The organism is Nostoc sp. GT001, assembly GCF_030382115.1.
Taxonomy (GTDB): domain Bacteria; phylum Cyanobacteriota; class Cyanobacteriia; order Cyanobacteriales; family Nostocaceae; genus Nostoc.
Genome location: NZ_JAUDRJ010000003.1, coordinates 7189904 through 7212432, shown reverse-complemented (window position 1 = coordinate 7212432; position 22529 = coordinate 7189904). Strand labels below are relative to the sequence as shown.

22 protein-coding genes and 1 pseudogene are annotated in these 22529 nt (G+C 41.5%); 11 read left to right on the top strand and 12 right to left on the bottom strand.

What is annotated here, in order from left to right:
* Positions 1-64: 64 nt before the first annotated feature.
* Positions 65-763: an urea ABC transporter ATP-binding subunit UrtE gene (gene urtE / locus QUD05_RS33485; RefSeq protein ID WP_289799806.1), complete on the top strand. Its 699-nt coding sequence runs from the start codon at positions 65-67 to the stop codon at positions 761-763.
* Here the strand turns inward: urtE and QUD05_RS33480 are convergent.
* The gene (locus tag QUD05_RS33480) at positions 726-1466 is read right to left on the bottom strand and encodes a hypothetical protein (RefSeq protein WP_289799805.1); all 741 of its coding nucleotides are present in this window, start codon (positions 1464-1466) and stop codon (positions 726-728) included. The two genes, urtE and QUD05_RS33480, sit on opposite strands and share 38 nt — an antisense overlap.
* Before the next feature lie 8 nt (positions 1467-1474).
* Complete coding sequence (locus QUD05_RS33475) at positions 1475-2788, bottom strand: cytochrome P450 (protein WP_289800136.1); 1314 nt, start codon at positions 2786-2788, stop codon at positions 1475-1477.
* 268 nt (positions 2789-3056) lie between these two features.
* On the opposite strand from QUD05_RS33475, the gene QUD05_RS33470 reads away from it, so the two are divergent.
* The 3 genes and pseudogenes from QUD05_RS33470 to QUD05_RS33460 all read left to right on the top strand — a co-directional run bounded on the left by QUD05_RS33470 (position 3057) and on the right by QUD05_RS33460 (position 5050).
* Complete coding sequence (locus QUD05_RS33470; RefSeq protein ID WP_289800135.1) at positions 3057-3692, top strand: DedA family protein; 636 nt, start codon at positions 3057-3059, stop codon at positions 3690-3692.
* A 40-nt stretch (positions 3693-3732) separates the two neighbouring features.
* Positions 3733-4358: pseudogene (locus QUD05_RS33465) on the top strand (exopolysaccharide biosynthesis protein).
* 161 nt (positions 4359-4519) lie between these two features.
* A complete protein-coding gene (locus QUD05_RS33460) occupies positions 4520-5050 on the top strand; it encodes a hypothetical protein (protein WP_289799804.1) in 531 nt (176 codons plus the stop codon).
* Here QUD05_RS33460 and QUD05_RS33455 read toward each other — a convergent pair.
* The gene (locus QUD05_RS33455; RefSeq protein ID WP_289799803.1) at positions 5047-5604 is read right to left on the bottom strand and encodes a hypothetical protein; all 558 of its coding nucleotides are present in this window, start codon (positions 5602-5604) and stop codon (positions 5047-5049) included. The two genes, QUD05_RS33460 and QUD05_RS33455, sit on opposite strands and share 4 nt — an antisense overlap.
* Before the next feature lie 598 nt (positions 5605-6202).
* On the opposite strand from QUD05_RS33455, the gene QUD05_RS33450 reads away from it, so the two are divergent.
* Positions 6203-6424: a ferredoxin-thioredoxin reductase variable chain gene (locus tag QUD05_RS33450; protein ID WP_289800134.1), complete on the top strand. Its 222-nt coding sequence runs from the start codon at positions 6203-6205 to the stop codon at positions 6422-6424.
* A gap of 5 nt (positions 6425-6429) precedes the next feature.
* On the opposite strand, the gene QUD05_RS33445 is transcribed toward QUD05_RS33450, so the two are convergent.
* From QUD05_RS33445 to QUD05_RS33420, 6 genes are all read right to left on the bottom strand, one after another.
* Complete coding sequence (locus QUD05_RS33445; RefSeq protein ID WP_289799802.1) at positions 6430-6651, bottom strand: hypothetical protein; 222 nt, start codon at positions 6649-6651, stop codon at positions 6430-6432.
* Positions 6652-6765: 114 nt separating this feature from the next.
* Positions 6766-7557 (bottom strand): YdcF family protein, encoded by a 792-nt coding sequence (locus QUD05_RS33440; protein WP_289799801.1) that lies wholly within the window; start codon positions 7555-7557, stop codon positions 6766-6768.
* A gap of 186 nt (positions 7558-7743) precedes the next feature.
* Positions 7744-8250, bottom strand: coding sequence for a hypothetical protein (locus QUD05_RS33435; protein WP_289799800.1), 507 nt, complete (start codon positions 8248-8250; stop codon positions 7744-7746).
* 118 nt (positions 8251-8368) lie between these two features.
* Positions 8369-9898 carry a bifunctional aminoglycoside phosphotransferase/ATP-binding protein gene (locus QUD05_RS33430; protein ID WP_289799799.1) on the bottom strand — a complete coding sequence of 510 codons (1530 nt, stop codon included), beginning with the start codon at positions 9896-9898 and terminating at the stop codon, positions 8369-8371.
* A gap of 99 nt (positions 9899-9997) precedes the next feature.
* Positions 9998-10597: a 50S ribosomal protein L25/general stress protein Ctc gene (locus QUD05_RS33425; protein WP_289799798.1), complete on the bottom strand. Its 600-nt coding sequence runs from the start codon at positions 10595-10597 to the stop codon at positions 9998-10000.
* Positions 10598-10699: 102 nt separating this feature from the next.
* Complete coding sequence (locus QUD05_RS33420; RefSeq protein WP_289799797.1) at positions 10700-12043, bottom strand: adenylosuccinate synthase; 1344 nt, start codon at positions 12041-12043, stop codon at positions 10700-10702.
* Positions 12044-12683: 640 nt separating this feature from the next.
* Here QUD05_RS33420 and QUD05_RS33415 point away from each other — a divergent pair.
* Positions 12684-13715: a CHASE3 domain-containing protein gene (locus QUD05_RS33415; RefSeq protein WP_289799796.1), complete on the top strand. Its 1032-nt coding sequence runs from the start codon at positions 12684-12686 to the stop codon at positions 13713-13715.
* Here the strand turns inward: QUD05_RS33415 and QUD05_RS33410 are convergent.
* The 3 genes from QUD05_RS33410 to QUD05_RS33400 form a co-directional block, all read right to left on the bottom strand.
* The gene (locus QUD05_RS33410; protein ID WP_289799795.1) at positions 13638-15476 is read right to left on the bottom strand and encodes a beta strand repeat-containing protein; all 1839 of its coding nucleotides are present in this window, start codon (positions 15474-15476) and stop codon (positions 13638-13640) included. The two genes, QUD05_RS33415 and QUD05_RS33410, sit on opposite strands and share 78 nt — an antisense overlap.
* Positions 15477-15622: 146 nt before the next feature.
* Positions 15623-16345 carry a two-partner secretion domain-containing protein gene (locus tag QUD05_RS33405; RefSeq protein WP_289799794.1) on the bottom strand — a complete coding sequence of 241 codons (723 nt, stop codon included), beginning with the start codon at positions 16343-16345 and terminating at the stop codon, positions 15623-15625.
* Positions 16281-16715 carry a filamentous hemagglutinin N-terminal domain-containing protein gene (locus QUD05_RS33400; RefSeq protein WP_289799793.1) on the bottom strand — a complete coding sequence of 145 codons (435 nt, stop codon included), beginning with the start codon at positions 16713-16715 and terminating at the stop codon, positions 16281-16283. The genes QUD05_RS33405 and QUD05_RS33400 overlap by 65 nt, the downstream gene beginning before the upstream one ends.
* Before the next feature lie 406 nt (positions 16716-17121).
* Here QUD05_RS33400 and QUD05_RS33395 point away from each other — a divergent pair, with 406 nt between their 5' ends.
* The 5 genes from QUD05_RS33395 (at position 17122) to QUD05_RS33375 (ending at position 22369) form a co-directional block, all read left to right on the top strand.
* Positions 17122-17469 carry a beta/gamma crystallin-related protein gene (locus QUD05_RS33395; protein ID WP_289799792.1) on the top strand — a complete coding sequence of 116 codons (348 nt, stop codon included), beginning with the start codon at positions 17122-17124 and terminating at the stop codon, positions 17467-17469.
* 344 nt (positions 17470-17813) lie between these two features.
* The gene (locus QUD05_RS33390) at positions 17814-17987 is read left to right on the top strand and encodes a hypothetical protein (protein ID WP_289799791.1); all 174 of its coding nucleotides are present in this window, start codon (positions 17814-17816) and stop codon (positions 17985-17987) included.
* 122 nt (positions 17988-18109) lie between these two features.
* The gene (locus QUD05_RS33385; RefSeq protein ID WP_289799790.1) at positions 18110-18454 is read left to right on the top strand and encodes a beta/gamma crystallin-related protein; all 345 of its coding nucleotides are present in this window, start codon (positions 18110-18112) and stop codon (positions 18452-18454) included.
* 684 nt (positions 18455-19138) lie between these two features.
* Positions 19139-21331, top strand: a complete 2193-nt coding sequence (locus QUD05_RS33380; RefSeq protein ID WP_289799789.1) for a peptidase domain-containing ABC transporter — start codon at positions 19139-19141, stop codon at positions 21329-21331.
* 675 nt (positions 21332-22006) lie between these two features.
* A complete protein-coding gene (locus tag QUD05_RS33375) occupies positions 22007-22369 on the top strand; it encodes a beta/gamma crystallin-related protein (protein ID WP_289799788.1) in 363 nt (120 codons plus the stop codon).
* The last annotated feature ends 160 nt before the right edge of the window (positions 22370-22529 follow it).

Genomic DNA, 22529 nt, shown 5'->3' with positions numbered 1-22529 from the left:
GTATTGCATAATAGCTGTCAGTGCTGTATGCAACCCCCAAAACTAAACAGTTAAAAATTCTTTTATGCTCAAAATTTCTAACCTTAACGTTTATTACGGCGAAAGCCATATTCTCCGCAATGTAGATTTGAGTGTACCATCGGGGCAAATGGTTTGCCTAATTGGACGCAATGGTGTCGGAAAAACTACCTTACTCAAAACTATCATGGGTTTACTCAAACCCCGTAGCGGTACTATTAATTTAGCTGAAGAATTAATCAACTCCAAATCTCCAGACCAAAGGGCAAAGTTGGGAATTGGTTATGTCCCCCAAGGACGAGAGATTATCCCTCGGTTGACAGTTCAAGAAAATCTACTGTTGGGATTGGAAGCTAGACGTAAACCAGTAAAAAAAGCAGAAATTTCAGAGGAAGTTTTTAGCTTATTTCCGGTGTTAAAAACCATGCTTTCGCGGATGGGTGGTGATTTAAGCGGAGGACAGCAGCAACAATTAGCGATCGCACGTGCTTTAATGGGAGAACCTCAATTACTCGTCTTAGATGAACCCACCGAAGGTATTCAACCCTCCATCATCCTAGAAATTGAAGCCGCAGTCCGTCGCATCGTCGAAACCACAGGCATTTCGGTTTTATTGGTAGAGCAACATTTGCACTTTGTCCGTCAAGCTGATTACTATTACGCTATGCAAAAAGGTGGTATTGTCGCCTCCGGTTCCACAACCGAACTCAGCCAAGATGTGATTCAACGCTTTTTAGCTGTTTAATTTTGGAGGTATCTATATCAATAGTATCAGAAGCAATCAAGTCTGCTGCTTCTTGTAAAAGCTCATGCTGTTCCTTTTGAATTGCTTCCAAGCGATGAGAAATTTCTGCTAATCGCTGTTGTTTCTTTGGTTGAAAATTTTCAGGTAGTAAAGCTGGTAGATTATCAGTTTTTTTAGCACCTGTGATTTGTTGAACAACAAAACTGCCAACTTTAGTTAAGGATTGAAAACTAACTTGAATCAAAGCCTGAAGCAATTTGAACGGAACTTGCAGTATTGACCAACTAGCTGTTTCAATTAAGCGGACAATTGCTTTGATGATGCTCCAAATGAGAGCAAGTGCAAACAGCAAAATTACTACACTAATAATTGGGTGATTAGTCGCCCAACCTAGTATTTGAACTAACTTAAAAAATATTGGGTGTTGTGTCAGCCAATCACTCGCAGAAGATGCGATCGCATCTTTAACTGCGCCCGATGTTGTACTCTTAAATTTATCAGCAGTTTGCCAAGTTTGCTCTAAGCTTGTCGTAACTGTATCAATTGCTTTATCAGTCGTTGTAGTGGCTGTTGTCTTCAAAGACTCACCAGCTTGTTGTGCTGAATTACTTAGAGAGTTAACACTTCCACCCACAAAATCTTTCACATTTTGCAAGCGTTGTAAAACTCCGTTAGGCAAATGTATGTTTATTTGGAATGTCATAAAACATTTTACCGAGGTTGAAATCTAACCCGCAATCCATCTTTCGGGCGATTAGTGGGAACCACAACTTCCTCTAAACTTTGATTGGGTAATATCTCCCAATGATAATTGCGTAGAAGATGAGCAGCAACAATCTTCATTTCCATTTTGGCAAAGGCTAGGCCAATACAGATGCGTGGCCCACCGCCAAAACCAACTAAACTAAAAGGATACTTTTTATGTTCTTGGCGCTGGGGACTGAAACGGTCTGGTTCAAAAAGGTCTGGTTCAGAATAAATTTCTGCAATTCGGTGAGTAACTCCAATTGAATAGTATAACTGCCAACCAGCAGGAACGTGATAACCTTTAAACTCAAAGTCTTTAATTACGCCACGAAACCCGCCTCCGACAGGTTGATGCAATCTTTCAACTTCCCACAAAACCTGCTCTAAATAGGGCATTTTCCCTAATTGTTCTAAATCCAAGTCACCTTGACTTGCAAGTTGCAATTGTTCAACTCTTGCTTTTTCGAGTACTTCTGGATGACGCGCTAACTCTACACACAACCAAGTCAGCATCGAAGTAGTAGTTTCATGTCCAGCAAAAAGTAATAGTAAGGCCTGAGCGATGAGTTCTTTTTCACTCATCCGGTTCCCTTCTTCATCTTGGGCTTGCACTAATAAACTCAGAGCATCTTTTGTTGGATTTTGCTGACGTTCTCTGACAACACGAGTTAGATGCTCTAAAATCTGATTACGAGCAGCTATCGCTTTACCAAATGTTGTAAATGGCAAGGGCAACGGATTAATCGCAAACAGTCCATTTGTCATGGCTGCAAACAACTTGCTAAAACGTACACATTCAGGGCCGGGACGCGTACCCAACAATAATTGACTAGCAATATCAAACGTCAGTTGTTTAAATTCTTGGAACCAAGTAAATTCCTGCTGCTTCTCCCACTTTTGCAGATAACTACGTGTAATATCTTCCATCGTGGATACATAATTCGCCAATGCTGGGCCATGCAATGCTGGCATCATCAAGCGACGGTTTCTGCGGTGTTCTTCTCCATCTTGCAGAAAAAGCGATTCACCCAGTATTGTCTTGAAATTATCAGGCCATCCATCGCGCCAAGAAAAATTCTCCATTTGGCTTGACAAAACCAACTCTAATGCTTCCGGCCCGACCATCACTACAGTCGGTCTGCCAAGAAGATGAGTTTTGAAGATGGGCCCATGCTGGCGATAGCGCTTTTTAGCAAAATCGCGGTCGAAAACAAAGGAGAGTGTTTCACCTAATACAGGCAAACCAAAGCTTCCAGGAGGAATTTGATGACTTTTCATATCTCTAAGGGTAGCTATGAAAAAGTTAACACGATATTCCAACTCTGCTGCGTTAGCAAAGCTCGCCGTAGGCATCGCAACACCCCAAAATATTCTTAGTACTTTCAAATATCTTTGTCTCTTGCACCCGTAACTCAAAACCTGTCATCTGTCATGACATTTCTTAAGATTACATAATAATTTTACAGAAATGTAATATTACTTTTTATTCAATAAAATTGCTGAACGTTAAGATGTTGTGGATCTATTGTTGAAAAGTCAAAATTCTATGCATCTGGATTTACCACAACTGATTAAATCACTCGGCTATTTTGGGGTCTGGGCGATTGTCTTTGCTGAATCTGGCTTGTTAATTGGTTTTTTTCTGCCTGGGGATAGCTTATTGTTCACCGCTGGATTTGTTGCATCTCAGAATTTATTGAACATTTGGGTTCTGATAATTGGTGCTTTTGTTTGTGCAGTCTTAGGTGACAATGTTGGCTATGTGACTGGGCATAAATTTGGCAGAAGACTATTTAAAAAGGAAGATTCATGGTTGTTCCATAAAAAACATCTTGTGAAAACTCAAAACTTTTATCACCAGCACGGTAAAAAAACGGTTGTTTTAGCACGCTTTTTACCGATTGTACGGACTTTCGCGCCCATTGTGGCTGGGATTGGTGCAATGCATTATCGCACATTTATGTCTTACAACTTAATTGGTAGCTTTCTTTGGACATTCGGCATTACCCTGTTAGGGTTTTTCTTAGGAAAATCTCTGCCACCTGAACAAGTAGATAAGTATTTGTTACCGATTATTGGATTAATTATAGTTATTTCTTTAGTACCATCGATTATTCATTTGGTACAAGAAAATAGAGCAAAAGAAGTTGAAATATTTTTCAGATTTTGTGTAGAGATTTAAGTATATTTATTTACTGAATGTTGATAAAAGTTGGGGTTGTATGGCTAAATTGTCTAACGAATTAGAACGCTATTTTTTTGAAGAAGATCGACCATCAAAAGTAACTTTGGCAGAGATTTTATTATTAGCAAAAGAAAGAATTTTTGGATTTTTGCTGGTTATCTTGTCTTTACCTTCTGCTTTACTGGTTCCCGCACCTGGATACTCGACTCCTTTCGGCATCCTGATTTTTCTATTAGCAATACAGCTAATTGCTTAGGTGCCAAAACCCCCTGGCTACCCAAGCGGATGATGAATCATCCTATGCAACTTACAACAGTTCAGGGGTTTTTGAAAGCAGGGATTCCTTGGTTAAAAAGAATTGAAGCGATCGCTCGTCCTCGTCTAAGCTATATCTGTACTACTTTACCTGGTAGAGTGACCATTGGTATAGCGATCGCCTTGATGGCAATTTCCATGATGATTCCGATTCCAGGAACTAATACCCTGCCAGCAATGGGAATTTTTGTAACAAGCTTTGGCTTATCGGAAGATGATGGTGCTATTAGCCTGGGTGGTTTAGTTATGTGTGTGCTGGGGGGTGTTTTAACGACTTCCATCCTAGTGGCATTGGTTTGGGGTGGTTCGAGTCTGCTTGACATTATCAAGACTTGGCTAGGTCGTTAAATAGCAAAAATACTACTTGAAGAGAATGACACACAAACATCAGAGGTTGATAAGCTAAAACACATCTAATTTGCAGATGAAAATTTTCTCTATATCTTGTGAGGTGGACATCTTGCCCGCCCTAATTATGGAACTTGAATGCTGATTAGCTTAATACCCTGATGACTTCCTTAAATATCAACCTGTATCTGTTCCTAGAAAATCTCCTATTTTTCCTAATTGCGACACTTTTTATTGTGGTTGTGAACTGGGGATGGAAAAACGCAAAGCCTTATACTCTACCTTTACCATTTCCCGGTTGGTATAAAATCTGGTTTGGCTCAGTGCAACTGCTAGCAGTAGTGCCGCCATTAGTGGTCATGCTATTGTGGGGTGTATGGTGGGGCGATCGCACGGTGTTAGCTGTGCTTGCTTGGTATTTTATCGTTTTAGGGTTGCAAATTATCTCTGAAAGAGTGGCACTCAGGCAGTTGCAAAATGTCGTCTGGGTGATGGTTCCTTATATATATCTCCCTTACCGCTTCTGGCAGTTGTATGAGGGTTTGACACTTTTGGATTCTACCAGCGAGTTGCAGTGGGTACGATATTTATTGATTTTTGAATTGGTAATGTGGATTGTTAACTACGCAATAGATGTATCTCAATTGCCGCGGCTGTTTCGTTGGGAAGTAGAATCAAATGACGCTAGCTAGGGATTAATTGCAGAATTAGCCATTTTTACTAAAGAAGTGCGTTCGCCAGCTTTTAATCCAAAAACATATTGCACACCCTGTTGTCTCCAAGTCAAGGTAGCATCTGAGCAACCAGCACCACAAGTAAAATCTACAAAATAACCAGTAATGCCCTTAGCTAAAGATACACGTTTTCCAGTCAGGCTGGGTGTTTTGCGGGTTATGGCTGAAGCAGAAACAACACCTAAACGACAGGCAGAAGCACCATTACAGTCTGGACTATAAGCCAGTAAAATATCATACTTTTTTTGCGTAGCAGCTTCTATAGTTGCGTAAATTGGATTTTCACCATCCGACTCAGGAATAAACTTCGGTAAAAGAATCCGAATTTGAGTTTTTTGCTTTAATTTAGGCAGAATAGATTTAAAAACTGGGTTTACCTGAGTTTTAATCTGCTGCGCTATCAATTGGGACTGGTTATTTATATTGGCTATGGCTGACTTGTGAAAGCTGCTGACACTGACTAATAAAAATACGGCACACACAGCACTAGTATTTCTAAAGCTTAAAATCATCTTTGAAAACCTATTCGATCGAAAGTACTTATTTGTAATACCCAGATTTAGTATAAAAATACGCATTTAACAGATGATATAATGTCTGCCTTATTACTTACTAAACCCCAAGAACCCCATCCCGCCAAAGCTGCGCTTTGTCTCCCCTCCCCGCTTGCGGGGAGGGGTTGGGGGTGGGGTGCAATGTCTGTGGGAATCATAACTAATTATACGAACATGATATGAAGCGATCGCAATAACCAAGTATCTGCCATACACTAAAATTCGTGAGAGAGTTGACCTGGGGAACATCCTAGAGTCAAGATAAAAGGGTTGGATATCTTGTCAAAGTACTAAGCACATCCGATATCGCCTGATTTTCTTTCATTTCCCTGCTTTTAGGTTAAAGAGAAAGGCTATGGGTGATACTTATTAACGTGGCAAAAAACTGAAAAAAGTACGTGCGGATTGCTAAGACGTGCCTGGACGCAGAGGGTTAAGCCGTTGCACCCCGATGAAGCGTCAAGAAATAGCTGATTAAATCAAATTCTAAGCGATTTAATCATATATTTTGTAGCAGATACTTGTGGAAAAGAAAATGCTAGGTGTAAATGTTGTTATGAAAGTTGGCGATCGCGTCCGCGTTAAAGATTCGGTAGTGGTGTATCATCATCCTGAACATCGGAATCAGCCTTTTGACATCAAAGGTACAGAAGGCGATGTAGTAGCTATTGCCACCCAATGGCGAGACAGACCAGTAAGCGCTAATCTGCCGATTATAGTCCAGTTTGGTAAAAAGTTTAAAGCCCACTTGCGTGAAAATGAGTTAGAAGTCATCTAAAGCACTTATCGGCGGCGAAACCACTGAAATATATTCAGTTCGCCGCGCATTCTTTTAAGCTCTTGGCGGTTTTGTTCTGCTGTTGTATAATACCAATCACAATAACGCTGAAACTCCGACCGTGACCGAACTTCGTGGTAAAACTGATGGGTTGTTTGGTAAGCGGCAAAAGCTTCCTCAACTTCAGGTTGAGCAACTGGAATAATATAAGGTAAATTTTTTGACATAAAGTTAATAAAGTTAGAAGTTAGGACTTAGGAGTTGGGAGTGAGAAGTTTAGGCAATTACTACATTTCATAATTAACAATTCATAACTCATAACTCATAACTCCTAACTTTAATTAAAGCCAACCGCGTAAGCGATAAACTAAAGAACCAATATATTCTTTTAAAGCGATAGTAAATTGGTGTAAGTTATCAGTATCAGGTAATAAATTTAGTATAGCGGCTTTGGGAGTACTACCGAGTTCTTGCAACTCACCCTCACTAACTAGAAAGTCTGTAGGTGCAGGAATAGCATTGATTCCTTGACGCTGGAAAATCTGAAGCGATCGCGGCATATGCATTGCTGAAGTAACTAATAATACTTGATTTATCCCACGAGATAACAAGATTTTGCGGACATTTACAGCATTTTGATAAGTATTGAGAGAGTCAGGTTCTTGAACAATCGCCTCAGATGGAATACCAATTGATGTAAGTATTGTGGCCATATCTGCCGATTCTGGTGAACCACTTCCACGCCAATCAATGCGGCCGCCGCTCAGAATGATTATAGGCGCTTTTTTCTGCCGATAGAGCTGGGCAGCGTAGATAACGCGATCGCCTGATTCACTTAAATCGACGGTAGGTCTGGGGGGAAAAGCTGATTTTGTTGCGCCACCCAAAACCACAATCGCTTCTGCATTAGGTATTTGGACGGGTGGAAGATTTTGCCATTCTAGCGATCGCACTAATGATTTAGCAATCCAAGCATTGCTACAAAATAGCAGTAAAGTTAGGGAAAAAGCAATTGCGATCGCAGCAGTCCGCGGTCGTCTCCACAAAGTCACTAATGCTACTACCAAGCTTACACAGGCTAATCCTAGTGGATAAAAAAATAGCGGCAGTAATTTGGATAGATATAAAAACATATTATTAGGGCATGGGGCAGGGGAGCAGGGGAGCAGGGGAGCAGGGGAGAAGTAGCAAGTAAATCTTTCCCCTCGGTCACTGAGCGTTGGTCATTGAGCGTAGCCGAAATGAGCCGTTCGCGCAGCGTCTCGCAGAGAAGTGCTGCCCCTCTGCCCCTCTGCCTTTCGTGCCCTATTCCCAAATTACTACCTTTCCCAAAACTTGAAATTGAAACTACTTCCAGGAGCGCGACGGTAACGGCGACCGACTTTTCTGATTTGCCGTTTGTTGATCCTTTCATTCGTTGGTTCAACTTCTGTGTCTTCTGATTCTTCAACTTGCAACTGAGTTCTAGTTTCTTCCTTACTTCCCCACCACGCAGTAATCCAGCCTCCAGCTAAAGCACCTAATCCACCTAGCAAGATACTCATGGGTGCTGGATAGCCTAAATATACAAAGCCCAGCATGAAAAATAACCAGTATTTCAATCCTGTATCGACACCATCAGAGGAGGCGACAGATGGAGCTTGGGGGCTATTATCGGTTAAATTTGTGATCCAGCTTAAGATGAAACCGCCCATGATTCCTAAGAAGATGCTTAGGGCTGGTGCGGAGCCAGTCATTATTAATATAAATGTTAAAAATGCCCCAAATAATAGTTGAGACAAGAAGCTGGGAGAAATACTGAAAAGATCGTTCTTTTTGTCTGCCATAAAATAAAAAACTTATTTAACTAATTACTAATTCATAATTCGTAATTGAGTTGAAAATTACGAATTACGAACTTGTACTGAGCGCAGCCTCTCCAAGAGTTGTATTACGAATTACGAATTATTTTAATTGTGCCTCTTGTGGCTGAGTTGTATCCCAAATCTTTACATAAGGTTGTTCCTCTTCAGTGAAAGGTTCAGCTTGTTTGATTTGTGAGGCTAATAAATCGGCGGTGGCATCAGCAATATCACCAGTGCGGTTGTTCAAACGCTCCTTTAGAACTTCCAACGGTGCTGTGCATTGGATAATCTGAAGGGGAAGTTGATGTTTTGTAGCTTGGGCGATCGCTTTTTGCCGTAACTGCTGTTTATCATACTTGGCATCCAAAATCACCGAAAAACCTTGTTTAGCCAGGATAATTCCCAATTCCAACAGCCGTGTGTAAGTTTTCTCGGTCATCTCCGGTGTATACAAATCATCGCCACCCTTTTCCCACAACGGAATTCCCCCTAAATGCTTCCGCACTGCATCCGAACGCAGGTGAATTGCTCCCTTTTCACGCGCTAAAGATCTGGCTGTGGTACTTTTACCAGAACCCGACAACCCCGACATCAAAATTAGTTGTCCCTGATTTGGTTTAGTGTATTCCCAAGCCTGTTTGTAATAATCAGCGGCGGTTTTTGTTGCTTCTTCCTTCACCGTCGCGGGTACGCTTGGATCGTCTAGCAAAAAGGATGTCACCTTAGCTCGGACATAAGCCTGACGACTTAAATATAAGGGCAACACCTGTAAACCTTCCCAGTCTCCAGTTTGCTCTATATAGGCATTCAAAAACGCATTACCCAAGTCTTTGCGCTGACGAGCTTCCAAATCCATCACCGTGAATGCCACATCGTACATCACATCGACAAAGCGAAACGGCTCATTAAATTCAATGCAATCGAACAACAAGATTTTATCGTGCCACAGGGCAATATTTCTCAGGTGTAAGTCTCCGTGACATTCACGAATATAATCGTTGTGAATTCTGCTAGCAAATAATTCTGGACGTTCAGCAAAAAATTTATCTGTATATTGCTTGGTTTCAGTAAATTGCGCCTGAGTCTGAGGGCCACCAATATACTTCTCAGTTTGCTGATAATTCTCATCAAAGGCAGCCCGGACATTTGGCACTTCGCCAAAAGTGCGAATGTAATCATTCGTCTGTGCTTCGGCATGATATTGAGCCACCACCCGTCCCAATTCATCTAGGTGTGTCTCATTTAACTTACCCTGTTCAAACAGTCTACTTAATAGCGACTCTTCAGGGAACTGCCGCATCTTCAGCGCGTATTCTACAGGCTCAACAGTTCCCCCTAACTGGTATTGCTCCCCTACCAGAGTTATGGGCAAAACTTCTAAATACAGTTCACCAGCACCCCGCTGATTTAACCGTAACTCTTCCTGACAAAAATGCTGCCGCTTATCTAAGGTGGAAAAGTCCAAAAAGCCAAAATTCACAGGTTTTTTCAGTTTATAAGCGTAATCTCCAGTCAACACCACATAAGAAATGTGAGTTTGAATTAGTTGAATGGGTTCTGTTACCTTATGGGGATAAAATCCCGGCTGCAACATTTGCTGAATTAAAGCTGGAAGAGTCGCTTCTGTCATCTCTGTCCTCTGCGCTCTCTGCGCCTCTGCGGTTCAAATACAAAAAAACCAGGAGTTCCCCCCTGGTGTCATCAAAAATTATTACACAGTTTACCTAGCTTAAGAAGCTGCTTCAGTTTCCGTACCAGCATCTTCAGCGCTAATTTGTGGTGGCAAAACGCTGACAACAAGTCGTTCTGATTCAGCTAGAGGTGTTACACCTTCAGGAAAGGCTATATCACTAATACTCAAGCTGTCGCCAATTTGCAGATTAGAGACATCGATTTCGATGACATCTGGGATGTTTTCTGGCGCACAACTCACTTGTAATTCAGAAATTACGGTGTCTAACACGCCACCCTCTTGTTTAACACCAATAGCAGCTCCCACAAAACGCAGCCGTACTTCTACAGTGGTGTCGCCGTGGCCAGCAACCGCGAAAAAGCTGAGGTGATAAGGCGTACCTTTGGCTGGATGGATCTGAAGTTCCCGCAGCAAGGTTTTGCCACGCCAAGGTGCATCAGCAACATTCAACTCAATCAAGGTGTTGTTAACGGAAGCTCTTTTGAGCAAACGCTCAACAGTTTTAGCTTCAATGGTCAAAGAAATAGATTCTGTACCCTTATGACCATACAAATTGGCAGGTATCAATCCAGCACGCCGCAAAGCTCTTGGCTTGCTGCCTTCTGGACGTTTTTGAGATTCGACTGTAATAGCCATAGAAGTTGTTAATTAGAGTTAGTTGTTAATTAGAGTTAGGAGTTAGAAGTTAGGAGTTAGGAATTTTGATTGAATTACTCACTCTTAACTCCTCACTCTTAACTAAGCACTAAGTAGGGTAGCAGGTGTACCGTCGGGGTGCAATAAAGCGCGTTTGGGCCCGTGGATGGGGTCTTCTACGATTATGGTTTGATCGCGGCTGGCTCCTAATGAGACGATCGCGATCGGGACTTCCATCAATTCGGCTAAGAATTTGAGATAATCCAATGCTGCTTGTGGCAAGTCTTCTAGGGTGCGGCAGTGAGTTGTTGACACTTTCCACCCTGGCAAGGTTTTGTAGATGGGGCGACATCTAGCAAATTGACGAGAACTTGTGGGGAAGTGTTCGCTGCGTTGGCCATCTATGTCATAAGCGACACAAACTTGGATTGACTCTAACTCATCAAGAACATCCAGTTTGGTGAGCGCCATACAATCCATGCCGTTAATCCGCACGGCATAGCGACCAATGACAGCATCAAACCAGCCACAGCGCCGTTTGCGCCCGGTAGTTGTGCCAAATTCGGCACCGCGATCGCACAATAATTCTCCTAACTCGCCATCCAATTCAGTCGGAAATGGCCCCTCGCCGACACGGGTTGTATAGGCTTTTGATACCCCAATTACCCGGTCAATCATTGTCGGCCCTACCCCTGCACCAACGCAAGCCCCACCCGCTACCGGGTTAGAGGAGGTGACATAAGGATAAGTTCCATGATCTAAGTCTAGGAGTGTACCTTGTGCGCCTTCAAACAAAATATTGCGCCGTCGCTGAATTGCATCGGATATTTTTAACGATGTATCAATAACGTAAGGCCGCAAGCGTTCTGCATAACCCAAATACTGTTCAATCACCTCTTGTGGATCTAGAGGCGGCAAGTTGTAAAGCTTTTCTAAAATGACGTTTTTATAATTAATCGTCCACTCCAGCTGCTCGCGCAGCCCGTCCGGGTTCATCAAGTCTAAAACCCGAATGCCTGTACGTTCAGATTTGTCAGCATAAGTCGGTCCAATGCCCCGACCTGTTGTGCCGATCTTATAGCTTCCCCGTCGTTCTTCAGATGCCTGGTCAATCAATCGATGATAAGGCATCGTTACGTGGGCTGTCTCAGATATCAGCAGGTGGTCAGTGGAAATATTTAACTCTTTTAGTTGGTCGAGTTCTGCGATCAAAATCTGTGGATCGATGACTGTTCCACAGCCGATAATGCAATCGGTATTTGGATACAAAATCCCAGAGGGTATCAGGTGCAGTTTAAAGGTCTGACCTTTAACTACAATCGTGTGTCCAGCATTGACACCCCCTTGGTAACGCACCACAACATCTGCGGAACGGCTGAGTAAGTCAGTTATTTTACCTTTTCCTTCATCGCCCCATTGGGCACCTATGACAATGACGTTAGCCAAGAGCTTATATTAAGAAGTAAAGTTTCCACAAACTATAATTATTAACATATTGCTTGGGTCGTGTCAAGATAATTGTAGTAAGAGCGTACAGACGTGCCCCTCAACAGCAAATTCCATTGTGGATCTATGATGTCACCCTGTTATGACAGCGATTACCATCAACTTTAATAAATTTACGGATAGTGTGGGGTTAATTAAAATTCCAAATCAGAGATGTTACATTACAACGTCTCTGTAAATATTATAGATAGGCAAATTACCCGATCCAAACTGTATTAGCGATACTACAGTTCAAAATGAATTTAAATTTATTTATAGGCGTTGCTGAATCAAGGGATGATTCTTGTAGGGTGGGCGACACGAGATCCCTGAAATACAAGGGATGGACATCTTGCCCGTCTCACAAAACTAGCAAAATCATCCCGCAAATATGCAACGCCTTAAATTTATATTAAAATTTAGCGGATTTCTTTGTGAGTATCATGTATGAATCATCATCCTTAAAAATCCAGATATTTACAACTATAACAGATTGTATTTTGCTACCCGTGTTATCAAAATCCTTAAAATATTCTCAGTATTTGTTTTTAATTTTTAATCTTAACTGATGGAGGGCATCTGCGGCAGAAGGCGCGATCGCATGAGCAAAAAATGGTATCGAGTCCAAAAGCTGAAAGCAATATTCGTCCTAGCATTGGCAGTTGTATTTACTAATGCTGTGGTTTCGTATAGCAACACTGTGAAACTGATTCACAACCAGCAATGGTTAACATACTCCTATAAAGTTATTACCCAAATTGAAAGTATCCAATCTACACTCAAAGATACTGAAACTGCACAACGTAGTTATTTAATTACAGCAGATGCAGATGATTTACAAACTTATCTGGCAGCTTCTCAAAAAACAAATAGCAATATTCAGACTCTCAAAAGTTTAACTACCAATAACCATCAAAAGCAGCAGTGGATTGCTTTACTAGAGCCGAAAATTACCAACAGACTCAACATTTTACAACAAGAAATTGACCTCAGACAAAACCAGGGATTAGAAGCAGTTCGGCAGCAAATATTATCTGATAATGACAAACAAATTGGCAAAGAGATTCACCAGTTGATTAACGACTCTTTGAAAGCGGAGAAAAATTTATTACAGCAAGAAATGCAGCAGTCACAAGCGAATTCCCAAAAGGCGATAGTGACATTTTTTATCGCTGCGATTGTGGATTTGGTGCTGGTGGCGTTGCTGTATGATTTGTTGTGGCGTTATATCAGGCAACTTCAGCAGACGGAACTGGCTCTACGTCAAAGCGAAAATCGTTTACGAGCCATGATAGATGCAGAACCAGAATGCATCAAGTTAATTGCCAGAGATGGCACCCTTTTGGAAATTAATGCAGAAGGGCTGGTAATGATGGAAGTGGAAAGTGCTGATGTCTTGATTGGTAAACCAGTTGATGCTGTAGTTGCGCCAGAGTATAAAGCAGCCTTTGCCGACTTACATAAAAGTGTCTGCCAAGGTAACAAGGGGACTTTGGAGTTTGAAATCGTGGGATTTAAAGGCACTCGCCGCTACATAGAAACTCATGCCGTACCCCTACGTAACGAATCTGATGGCACGTTTATCCATTTGGCAGTAACGATCAGGTCGAGTAATTTCTATATTGCCACTTAAATCAGGCGTTGCGCCTTTGGCGGTAATATCACTTGTGTTTGGGGAAGGCTCTTTTCTAGACTGGATGCCAAAGATACCAGCAGCATTCTTGATGGTGACATTCCCGCCACGGGAGTTGACGGAATCTGCACTAATGTCGCTATTTTCACTATTGACGGCGATGATAAAACCATTTTTAGCATCAATGGTGATATTGCCACCAGTGATATCATTACCACTGGCGTTAGTAGTAATACTGCTACCACGACGCAGTAATAACAAAGGTGAATTGAGAAAGATATCTCCCCCACCTCCTTGAGTATCGGCGTTAATTTTGGCGCTGTTATCCAGCAAAATAGAGTTAGCATCTACAGTTAGGTTGCCAGCTCTCCCAGAATTTGCGCTGCTGACTGTAACTTGCGCCCCATCCCGTGCTACTAATTTTCCTGTACTCAAAGTTAAATCTCCGCCATTGCCAGTGCCTGTAGTTTCAGCAGATATAATTGAGCCATCGCCAGTGATGGTAATAGATTCAGGGGCAGTTATTGTTAAGGTTCCACCTTGACCTCTACTACTGGTAGATGCTGATATCTTTGCTCCGTTTTGGAAATTTACCTTGAGATTTTGTTCGTTACCAAGGGGTTGTAAAATAAGTTTACCAGCAGTACCCGTACTACTAGTTTGGGCAAATAAACCGCTATTAGAACCAGATAGTTGTACTTCGCTGGCATTTACTGTGATGTCACCCGCAGTTCCATTACTAAGTGTAGAAGTAACTAATTGACTTCTATCTGTTGCTTTTAAAACATTTGTATTGACTGTGATATTACCTGCATTACCACTTCCACTCGTGGAAGTAGTTAATTTAGCATTATTGGTCAGGAAAACAGAAGGAGCGTTAATTAAAATATTCCCTCCTTTGCCATCACCAAAGGTATTGGTAGAAATAATGCCACTGTTTGGGTTGTCATTGTTGCTATTCTTTAAAACGAAAGGCGCTAGGCTTTTGATAATGATGTTTCCCGATCCTTGCGCTCCTGTGGAGTCGATACTATCAACTTTGACTGTGTTATTTGCTTCTAAGCTAATCGCGCCTCCGACTTGTCGTCTAATATCATTATTCGAGCCTGAGTTTGATAATAAATAACCTGTGGTAATGGTGTTGAAGGCTTTAAGTCGAATTGCAGCTCCATTTCCTGGCGTGCTATTGTCAGAACCCGAGTTAGTACTTAAATTGCCAGTGAGAATACTACCATTTTCAGCTTCAAGGTTGATTGCACCACCATCTCCTGCGGTATTATAAAAAGAAACCGAGTAAGAGAAAGAATCACCAGTGATTTTGATGTTGTTGCCAGCGATAATGTTAACGTCACCCCCTTTTTTTCCAATGCCATTACCATAAGGAGAGAATGAGGAAGAGTTCCAAACGCCACTGACAAAAGCCCCAGGTTCTGAGTTCCAAGTGTCAGTGATGTTAATGCTATCAGAGGCTTGCAAGCTAATGGCACCCCCATTTCCTGCATTGCCAGATGTAGAGTTCGATGCAGAAAACAAACTGCCAGTCTTGATGCTACCGTTGGCGGCTTCAAGGCTAATCGCGCCTCCGTCTCCCGCACTACTATAAGAACGAGAACGAGTGTCTGAGGAAGAGATTAATTTGCCAGTGGTAATGCTACCGTTGGCAGCTTTAAGGCTAATCGCGCCTCCATTTCTTGTACTGCCAGATGTAGAGTACGAGTAAGAGTCCAAATTGCCAGTGGTAATGTTGCCCAAGGCAGTCAAGGCGATAGCGCCTCCATTTCCGGCATCACCAGAATTAGAGCGTGAGTAAGAGAATAGATTATCGGTAATATTGATGTCATTGGTAGCGCGGATGGTAATTGCACCACCCTGGCCTGCATTGCCAGATTCAGAGCGAGAGCTAGTGGTTAACTGACCTTGAATATTGATCTCCTGACCTGATTCCAGGCTAATCTCTCCCCCTGACCTGCATTGCCAGATGAACTAGACAAAGATCTAGCGTTCAATCTAGCTGTGGTAATACTGCCGTTGGTGGCTTGAAATGTAATATTGCCTCCATTTCCGGCATTGGCAGAATCAGAATCAGTGTAAGAGTATGAGAACAAATCACCTGTGTTAATACTGTCGTTGGCAGTTAAAGCGATCGCGCCACCATTGTTAGCCCCATTTCTAGTATCTAGGGTTTGAGTGATAATCGCTCTAGCACTTTTAATTTCAATTGCGCCACCATTAGTAGTAATTGCTTGAGTAGTGACATCGCCTGATGTGGTTGTTAAGCTAACTTTTCCTATCAACTCATCATTAATAGGGTTTAAATTAAGGTCTGTTTTTAAATTTATTTCTTGATTGCCAATAAGTGTGATATTTCTACCTGCCTGTAGCTGTCCTTGTAAATCAAGTTTGTCAGCCACTAGTATCAGGTCTTGTTGGGGTACTAAGTTTCCGGTATTGGTAATAGTTGCCCCTGGCTGACTTGCTCCATACTGCAACCCTGGTGTAATATTTACTGTCAGTAATGGCGGTGCTTGGGGATTAATAGCACTAAATTCACTACCATCAGGAAACTTAAAACTGTTTGCAGTAGTTGCAGAAAATGAGCCACCAATATTTAACCTGGCATTTGAGCCCAAATACAATCCCATTGGGATTGAGTAGGAATAAGTTGGCTGTGCCGTTAGTTCGGATTAAGCCATCAATATTAGAAATTGACTTACCCGTGACTCGTGTCAAGATGTTTTGAATATTCAGTGGATTATTGAAAAAAGTAGTACTGCCATTGGGAACAGAGAACTCCTCAAAGCTGTGGAACAGATTAACACCTCTTGTGGTTCCACCCTCAATAGTCCTGATATTGCCCTTTAATGTGACGTTGGAATTGTTTGGGAGAGTGCCGTCTGGGGTGATTTGGGCAACTGAGATATTTGCATAAAAGGCGATCGCACCAACAATGGCAATTTCTATACCTTGTAACCAGTCCAAACGCATAGCTCTAAAAGACATTGCACTCTCCTATAGAAAAGGAAATTTAGCTTGGAAGCCTTAATTGAATATAGGTGTCTGGACAATCAAGTTATGCATAAGAGAAGGTTTTCGACTCATGGCATCCGATTCAAATACGACGACTGTCTCTTTTAAAATACGTGTCCTGGGAAATGAATGCGGTGCTCTTTATTTTTTATTTATAAACACCCTCTAAGAGAGGATATTACCAAATTGGCATTACTGAATCAAGTGAATAAAATCATGTCACTGCTACCAATTAAAAATTAGAAGGTAAAGCCAAAAACGCCTGATTTTCAACCAACAGTGAATAGAATCATCTCACTGCTACCAATTAAGAATCAGAGGAAAGGCAAACGAGCTTAACCCTCAGTTCAAACACAATTTGAAACTCAGGAGAAAAACAATGTCTAACATCAACAACTACGGAGCAGGTATGAACAACATTGAACTTAGTCCACTTTTTCAAGATATGACATCTGAGCAGGGTGCTGCTATTCAGGGTGGAGCAGCAATAGAATTTTTTGAAGATGTAAACTTTGGAAAAACTACCTCAGGTCTCGTTACTACTGATTTGTCTTACGTCGGTGATTTTTGGAACGATAAAATATCGTCAGTTAAAGTCTACTCCGGCCGATGGGAGTTTTGGACAGATGCCAACTATTCTGGTAGGGTTTTGACATTAGACCCAGGTGAATACGCGTCATTCGCACCAAACACAAACGATGTCTTTTCGTCAGTCAGATCCGTATAAAACTTTGGGAGCAGGACAATACTCGTTTGTTGCTAATTATAGTATTCCAAACGACTGGATTAGTTCTCTCAGACGCATATAGATTTGACTTTTTTGCATCCGTTCTAGGAAGTTTGGTTAGATAGTAAAATAGCCTCAGACTAGTGGTCTATCGCAAAAGTTTTAAGAGGTTAGTGGTGTTCAGATCCCCGACTTCTTCAAGAAGTCGGGGATCTAGCAGCCCCGCAAAATTAATGCGATGAACCACTAGTCATCCATTTCTGAGGCATTTTACTATCTCAGACCTCTGTTAAAACTTCCCTTATCCCCTCTCTAACTTGCAACAGAGATGCCGCAAGTGGAGTATGAGTTTTTGCACCCATCATCCGAACTTTATATTACTTAATCGTCTATATTGCTTCAAAGGCATCAAAAACTTCAGTAATTTAACTATTAAAGACTACAGCGTACTGCAACACAGTCAAGAAGACTGTGGTGCTGCAAGTATTGCCACGTTGTCAAACACTACGGATGCATAGCAAATTGGCACTGCTAAATCAAGTGAATAAAATCAACTCACTGCTACCAATTAAGAATCAGAAGGGAGAAAACAAGCAATTCCCTTCAGTTGAAACACAATTTTAAATTCAGGAGAGAAACAATGTCTAACATCAACAACCACGGAGTAGATATGAACAACGATCTACTTTTTCAAGAACTCAGCGGTGAAAAGGCTGCTACCATTCAGGGTGGTTATGCATTAGAACTTTACCAAGATGCCAACTTTCAGCAGCCAATCTTCTTTACAGATAGTAGCTACTCTTATATAGGTGACACGAGTAATGACCAAACATCCTCAATTATTATTAACCAAGGAACTTGGGCATTCTATACAGATGCAGACTTCCAGGGCACGAGAATTACTCTCGGCGTTGGAGCATATCCTTATACTGGATACCTTGATGTTGGTAACGACACAATCTCATCTTTCTACCGTTTAACGTAGAATTAGATTTTCTGTAACTTTTCTTAGGCATAGGGATACCTGGCGTACTTATACCTAAGTTTTGGGGATTAGGGATTAGGAAAAAATGCTCAAGCCCTGGCTATAACTGAGCTACATTTCTTTTTCCAAACTATAGAGGCGAGGACTGCCTCGCGCCTACTTTATCTTTCTTCTAAGAAACATTTCTATTTCTTAGAAGAAGGATAACAGGCGGTCTCGCCTTTCAAATTTTGCGTTGCGGGTTGAAGCTCAAGCAATAACTGGTAAGGGACTTCCAAATAAAAAAATATCCAACTATTTCTTGTGGGGTGGGCGACACGATAGCCCATGATTAGCCCGGATTTCTCACCACACCTCTTAAAGCCTACGCAAGTGCCTGGGAAAAGTAATGAGTAAGAAGTAATAAGTCAGAAGTTTTTACTCATTACTCATTACTCATTACTCATTACTCATTACTCATTACTCATTACTCATTACTCATTACTCATTACTCATTACTCATTACTCATTACTTCTCCTCTGCTCCATCAAACGCCTTGAGCTTGTGAGAAATGCGGGATCAGGGGCGCTCATGTTGCCCACCCCACAAAATTGAATAATTTATTTCTTGGAAATCCCTAAACATTTTCAAGTATCTTCTAAGCTCGACTTTATCTATTTTTAAAATACAATAAGTCCTTAATTATGAAATACCACAGCGTACTGCAACACAATGAAGAAGATTGCGGTGCTGCAAGCCTTGCGACAGTTGCCAAATATTACGGACGTACCTTTGCCCTCAACCGGGTGCGAGAAGCAGTAGGCACAGGTTCGCGGGGAACCACCTTGCTAGGTTTGAGACGGGGAGCAGAAACTCTGGGATTCCATGCTCGTCAAGTCCAAGCCACCGCACAACTAATAGAGAAATTAAATGAAGTTCCCTTACCCGCGATCATTCACTGGAAAGGCTACCACTGGGTGGTCTTTTACGGGCTAAAAGGGAAAAAATGTATTATCTCTGACCCAGCATTTGGTATCCGTTATCTCAGCTTAAAAGAGTTAATGGCGGGTTGGAGTGATGGTGTGATGCTGCTGCTAATGCCAGATGACAGCCGCTTCTATCAGCAATCAGAAGATCAAATTGGCGGTTTTGGGCGCTTCATTGCCCGGATATTACCCTATCGTAACCTTCTGATTCAGGCGATCGCTATTAACTTTGCGATCGGGCTGTTGTCCCTGGCTTCCCCTTTAATGATGCAACTCCTCACCGATGACGTGCTAGTGCGGGGAGATACCCAACTGCTGACAACGGTGGCAATTGGCGTCATTGCCATGAACCTAATTCAAAATGCCATTGGTTTGGTACAATCTCACCTGATTGGTCATTTTGGTCAACGGTTGCAATACGGGCTAATTCTAGAATACGGGCGAAAACTGTTGCGCTTACCCCTATCATATTTTGAAGCACGTCGCAGTGGAGAAGTCGTTAGCCGGATTGCAGATGTTCATACCATCAATAATCTCGTTTCTCAAATTGTCCTTGGTTTACCCAGTCAATTTTTTGTGGCTCTGGTATCCTTGGGTTTCATGCTTTTCTATAGTTGGGAACTTACTCTAGCTTCCGTCGCCGCCTTTATTATTGTCACAGGAGTCAACCTGCTTTTTCTTCCCGCCTTGCGCCAAAAAACCCGCAGCCTCATCGTTAAAGGTACGGAAAATCAAGGCTTCTTAGTCGAAACTTTTCGCGGTGTTCAAGTCCTCAAAACCACCCAAGCGACTCCGCAAGCTTGGCAAGAGTATCAGACAAATTTTGGTCGCATTGCAAACTTAGGCTGGACTACGATGAAGTTGGGGCTTTACAGCAGCACAGTCACGAGTATTCTTTCCAAATTGACGAGTATTGGCATACTCTGGTTCGGTTCTAGCTTGGTGATTAATCAGACATTATCCATCGGTCAACTGCTGGCGTACAGTGGTATGAGTGGCAGCTTTCTTGGGTTTTTATCATCAGTAGTCGGGCTAATCGATCAATTTATCACTGCTCAAATTGTCGTTCAACGCTTGACAGAAGTGATAGATTCTACCCCAGAAGATGAAAATGACTTTAAAAAACCTTGGGCAGAAATTCCTGGGAACGCAGATATTATTTGTTCTCAAGTTAACTTTCATCATGCTGGTAGAACTGACCTGTTAGAAAATTTTTCTTTAATCATCCCTGGTGGTAAAGTAATAGCCTTAATCGGTCAATCGGGCTGTGGTAAAAGTTCCCTTGGCAAATTAATTACTGGTTTATATCAAGTCCAATCTGGTAATATTCGTTATGGTTTATATAACCAGCAAGACTTATCTTTAGAATGTTTGCGACAGCAAGTAGTATTAGTTCCCCAAGAACCTCATTTTTGGAGTCGTTCGATTGTGGAAAATTTTCACTTCAGTTATCCCAATATTAATTTTGAGCAGATAGTCAAAGCTTGTCAAATTGCTGGTGCAGATGAATTTATTAGTAAATTACCCGATAAATATCAAACTGTTTTAGGCGAATTTGGTGCAAATCTTTCTGGTGGACAAAGGCAGAGATTAGCTATAGCTAGAGCAATTGTGACTGACCCACCTATATTAATTTTAGATGAATCTACAGGCGCTCTTGACCCAGTAAGTGAAACTCAGGTTTTGGATAGATTACTTGCTCACCGTCAAGGTAAAACTACAATTATGATTAGCCACCGCCCTCAAGTTATCAAACGGGCTAATTGGATTGTTTTGCTTGAAAATGGACATATAAAAACTCAAGGAACTCCAGAAGAATTACGTCATATCCCTGGAGAGCATTTAAGCTTTATTGATGAGATTTATCCTTCTAATAATGGTTTAAAATCTTCTTTAGTTATTCGGAATTAGTTAATTGGTTATTAGGAATTTCCTAGCAATTGTATAAAATACAGCAATACATTCAAACTCCCAAACCCATACCATCAGTGGCTTTCTTAATTAAGAATTACGAATTAAAAATTGGTATTACATATATTCAGCGTTTATGATTAGGAACTCTCAAAAAGATTTTTTACCCTTAGTTCAGAACAACGAATTTCTCCCATCAATTAGTCGTTGGACTATATTTGGCGGACTAATTATCCTGTTTGTGTTGTCGTTAGTTATTACTGTTACAGTACTCAATCCTCAGTCATCATACTGGAATTGGACTTGCAGTTAGCTTTTTGTGGGGAAAAGTCAGCTTTATCAGCTACATTTTAGACAGCACAAGACTTAATTTCTTCCCTTCTATTGAAAATGAGCGATCCGACAGTATTGAGAGAAGGTGTGTCTTTTTTTTGTTTCATGCAACAAAGCCTGGAAAAGTAGGTTAGCGGGAAAATTTATAACTATGTTATTGCGAACGGAGTGAACTAAAGTGAAGCAATTACAAGAACTTAGATTTTTTTACATTTTGTAAATACTTAAGTTTATTTGTACTTACTTACTAAGATGAAAATATAACTCATGGAGTTATGCAACGCCAAAAAAAGAAGTATTCACACTTAATTAGAAGTATTCACACTTAATTAGGAGAGAAAAATGAAACAGAACTACTTTGAAGCAATTTCTAGCATCAAGGAACTTAATGATGAAGATGCTGCTACCTATAGTGGTGGTATCGCCTTTACTGGGGGCAACAACCCAGATGTAATTTTGTATACAGATGAAGGGTTCAACGGCCGTAATCTGGGGGTTAATGCATCAGGAAGTGATGGTGTTCCCTACGTTGGTGATGATTTCAACGATCTAACCTCATCTATTGCCATTATTCGGGGTACATGGGCGTTCTATAGAGACCTCAACTTTACGACGTATCAGACCACTCTCGGACCAGGACTATACTCTAGTCTCCCAGGGGGTATTGCAAACGATAGTCTAAGTTCCCTCTTTCGTGTAGGATAGATTTAATATGATGTCCGGGTAATTAACCATAATACCCGGAACCCCACCCCGCAAGCGGGGGGTTGGGGAAGGAACTCCAGAAGAATTACGTCATATTCCTGGAAAGCATTTAAGCTTTATTGATGATATTTATGCTGAGAAGAATGGTTTGCAATCTTCT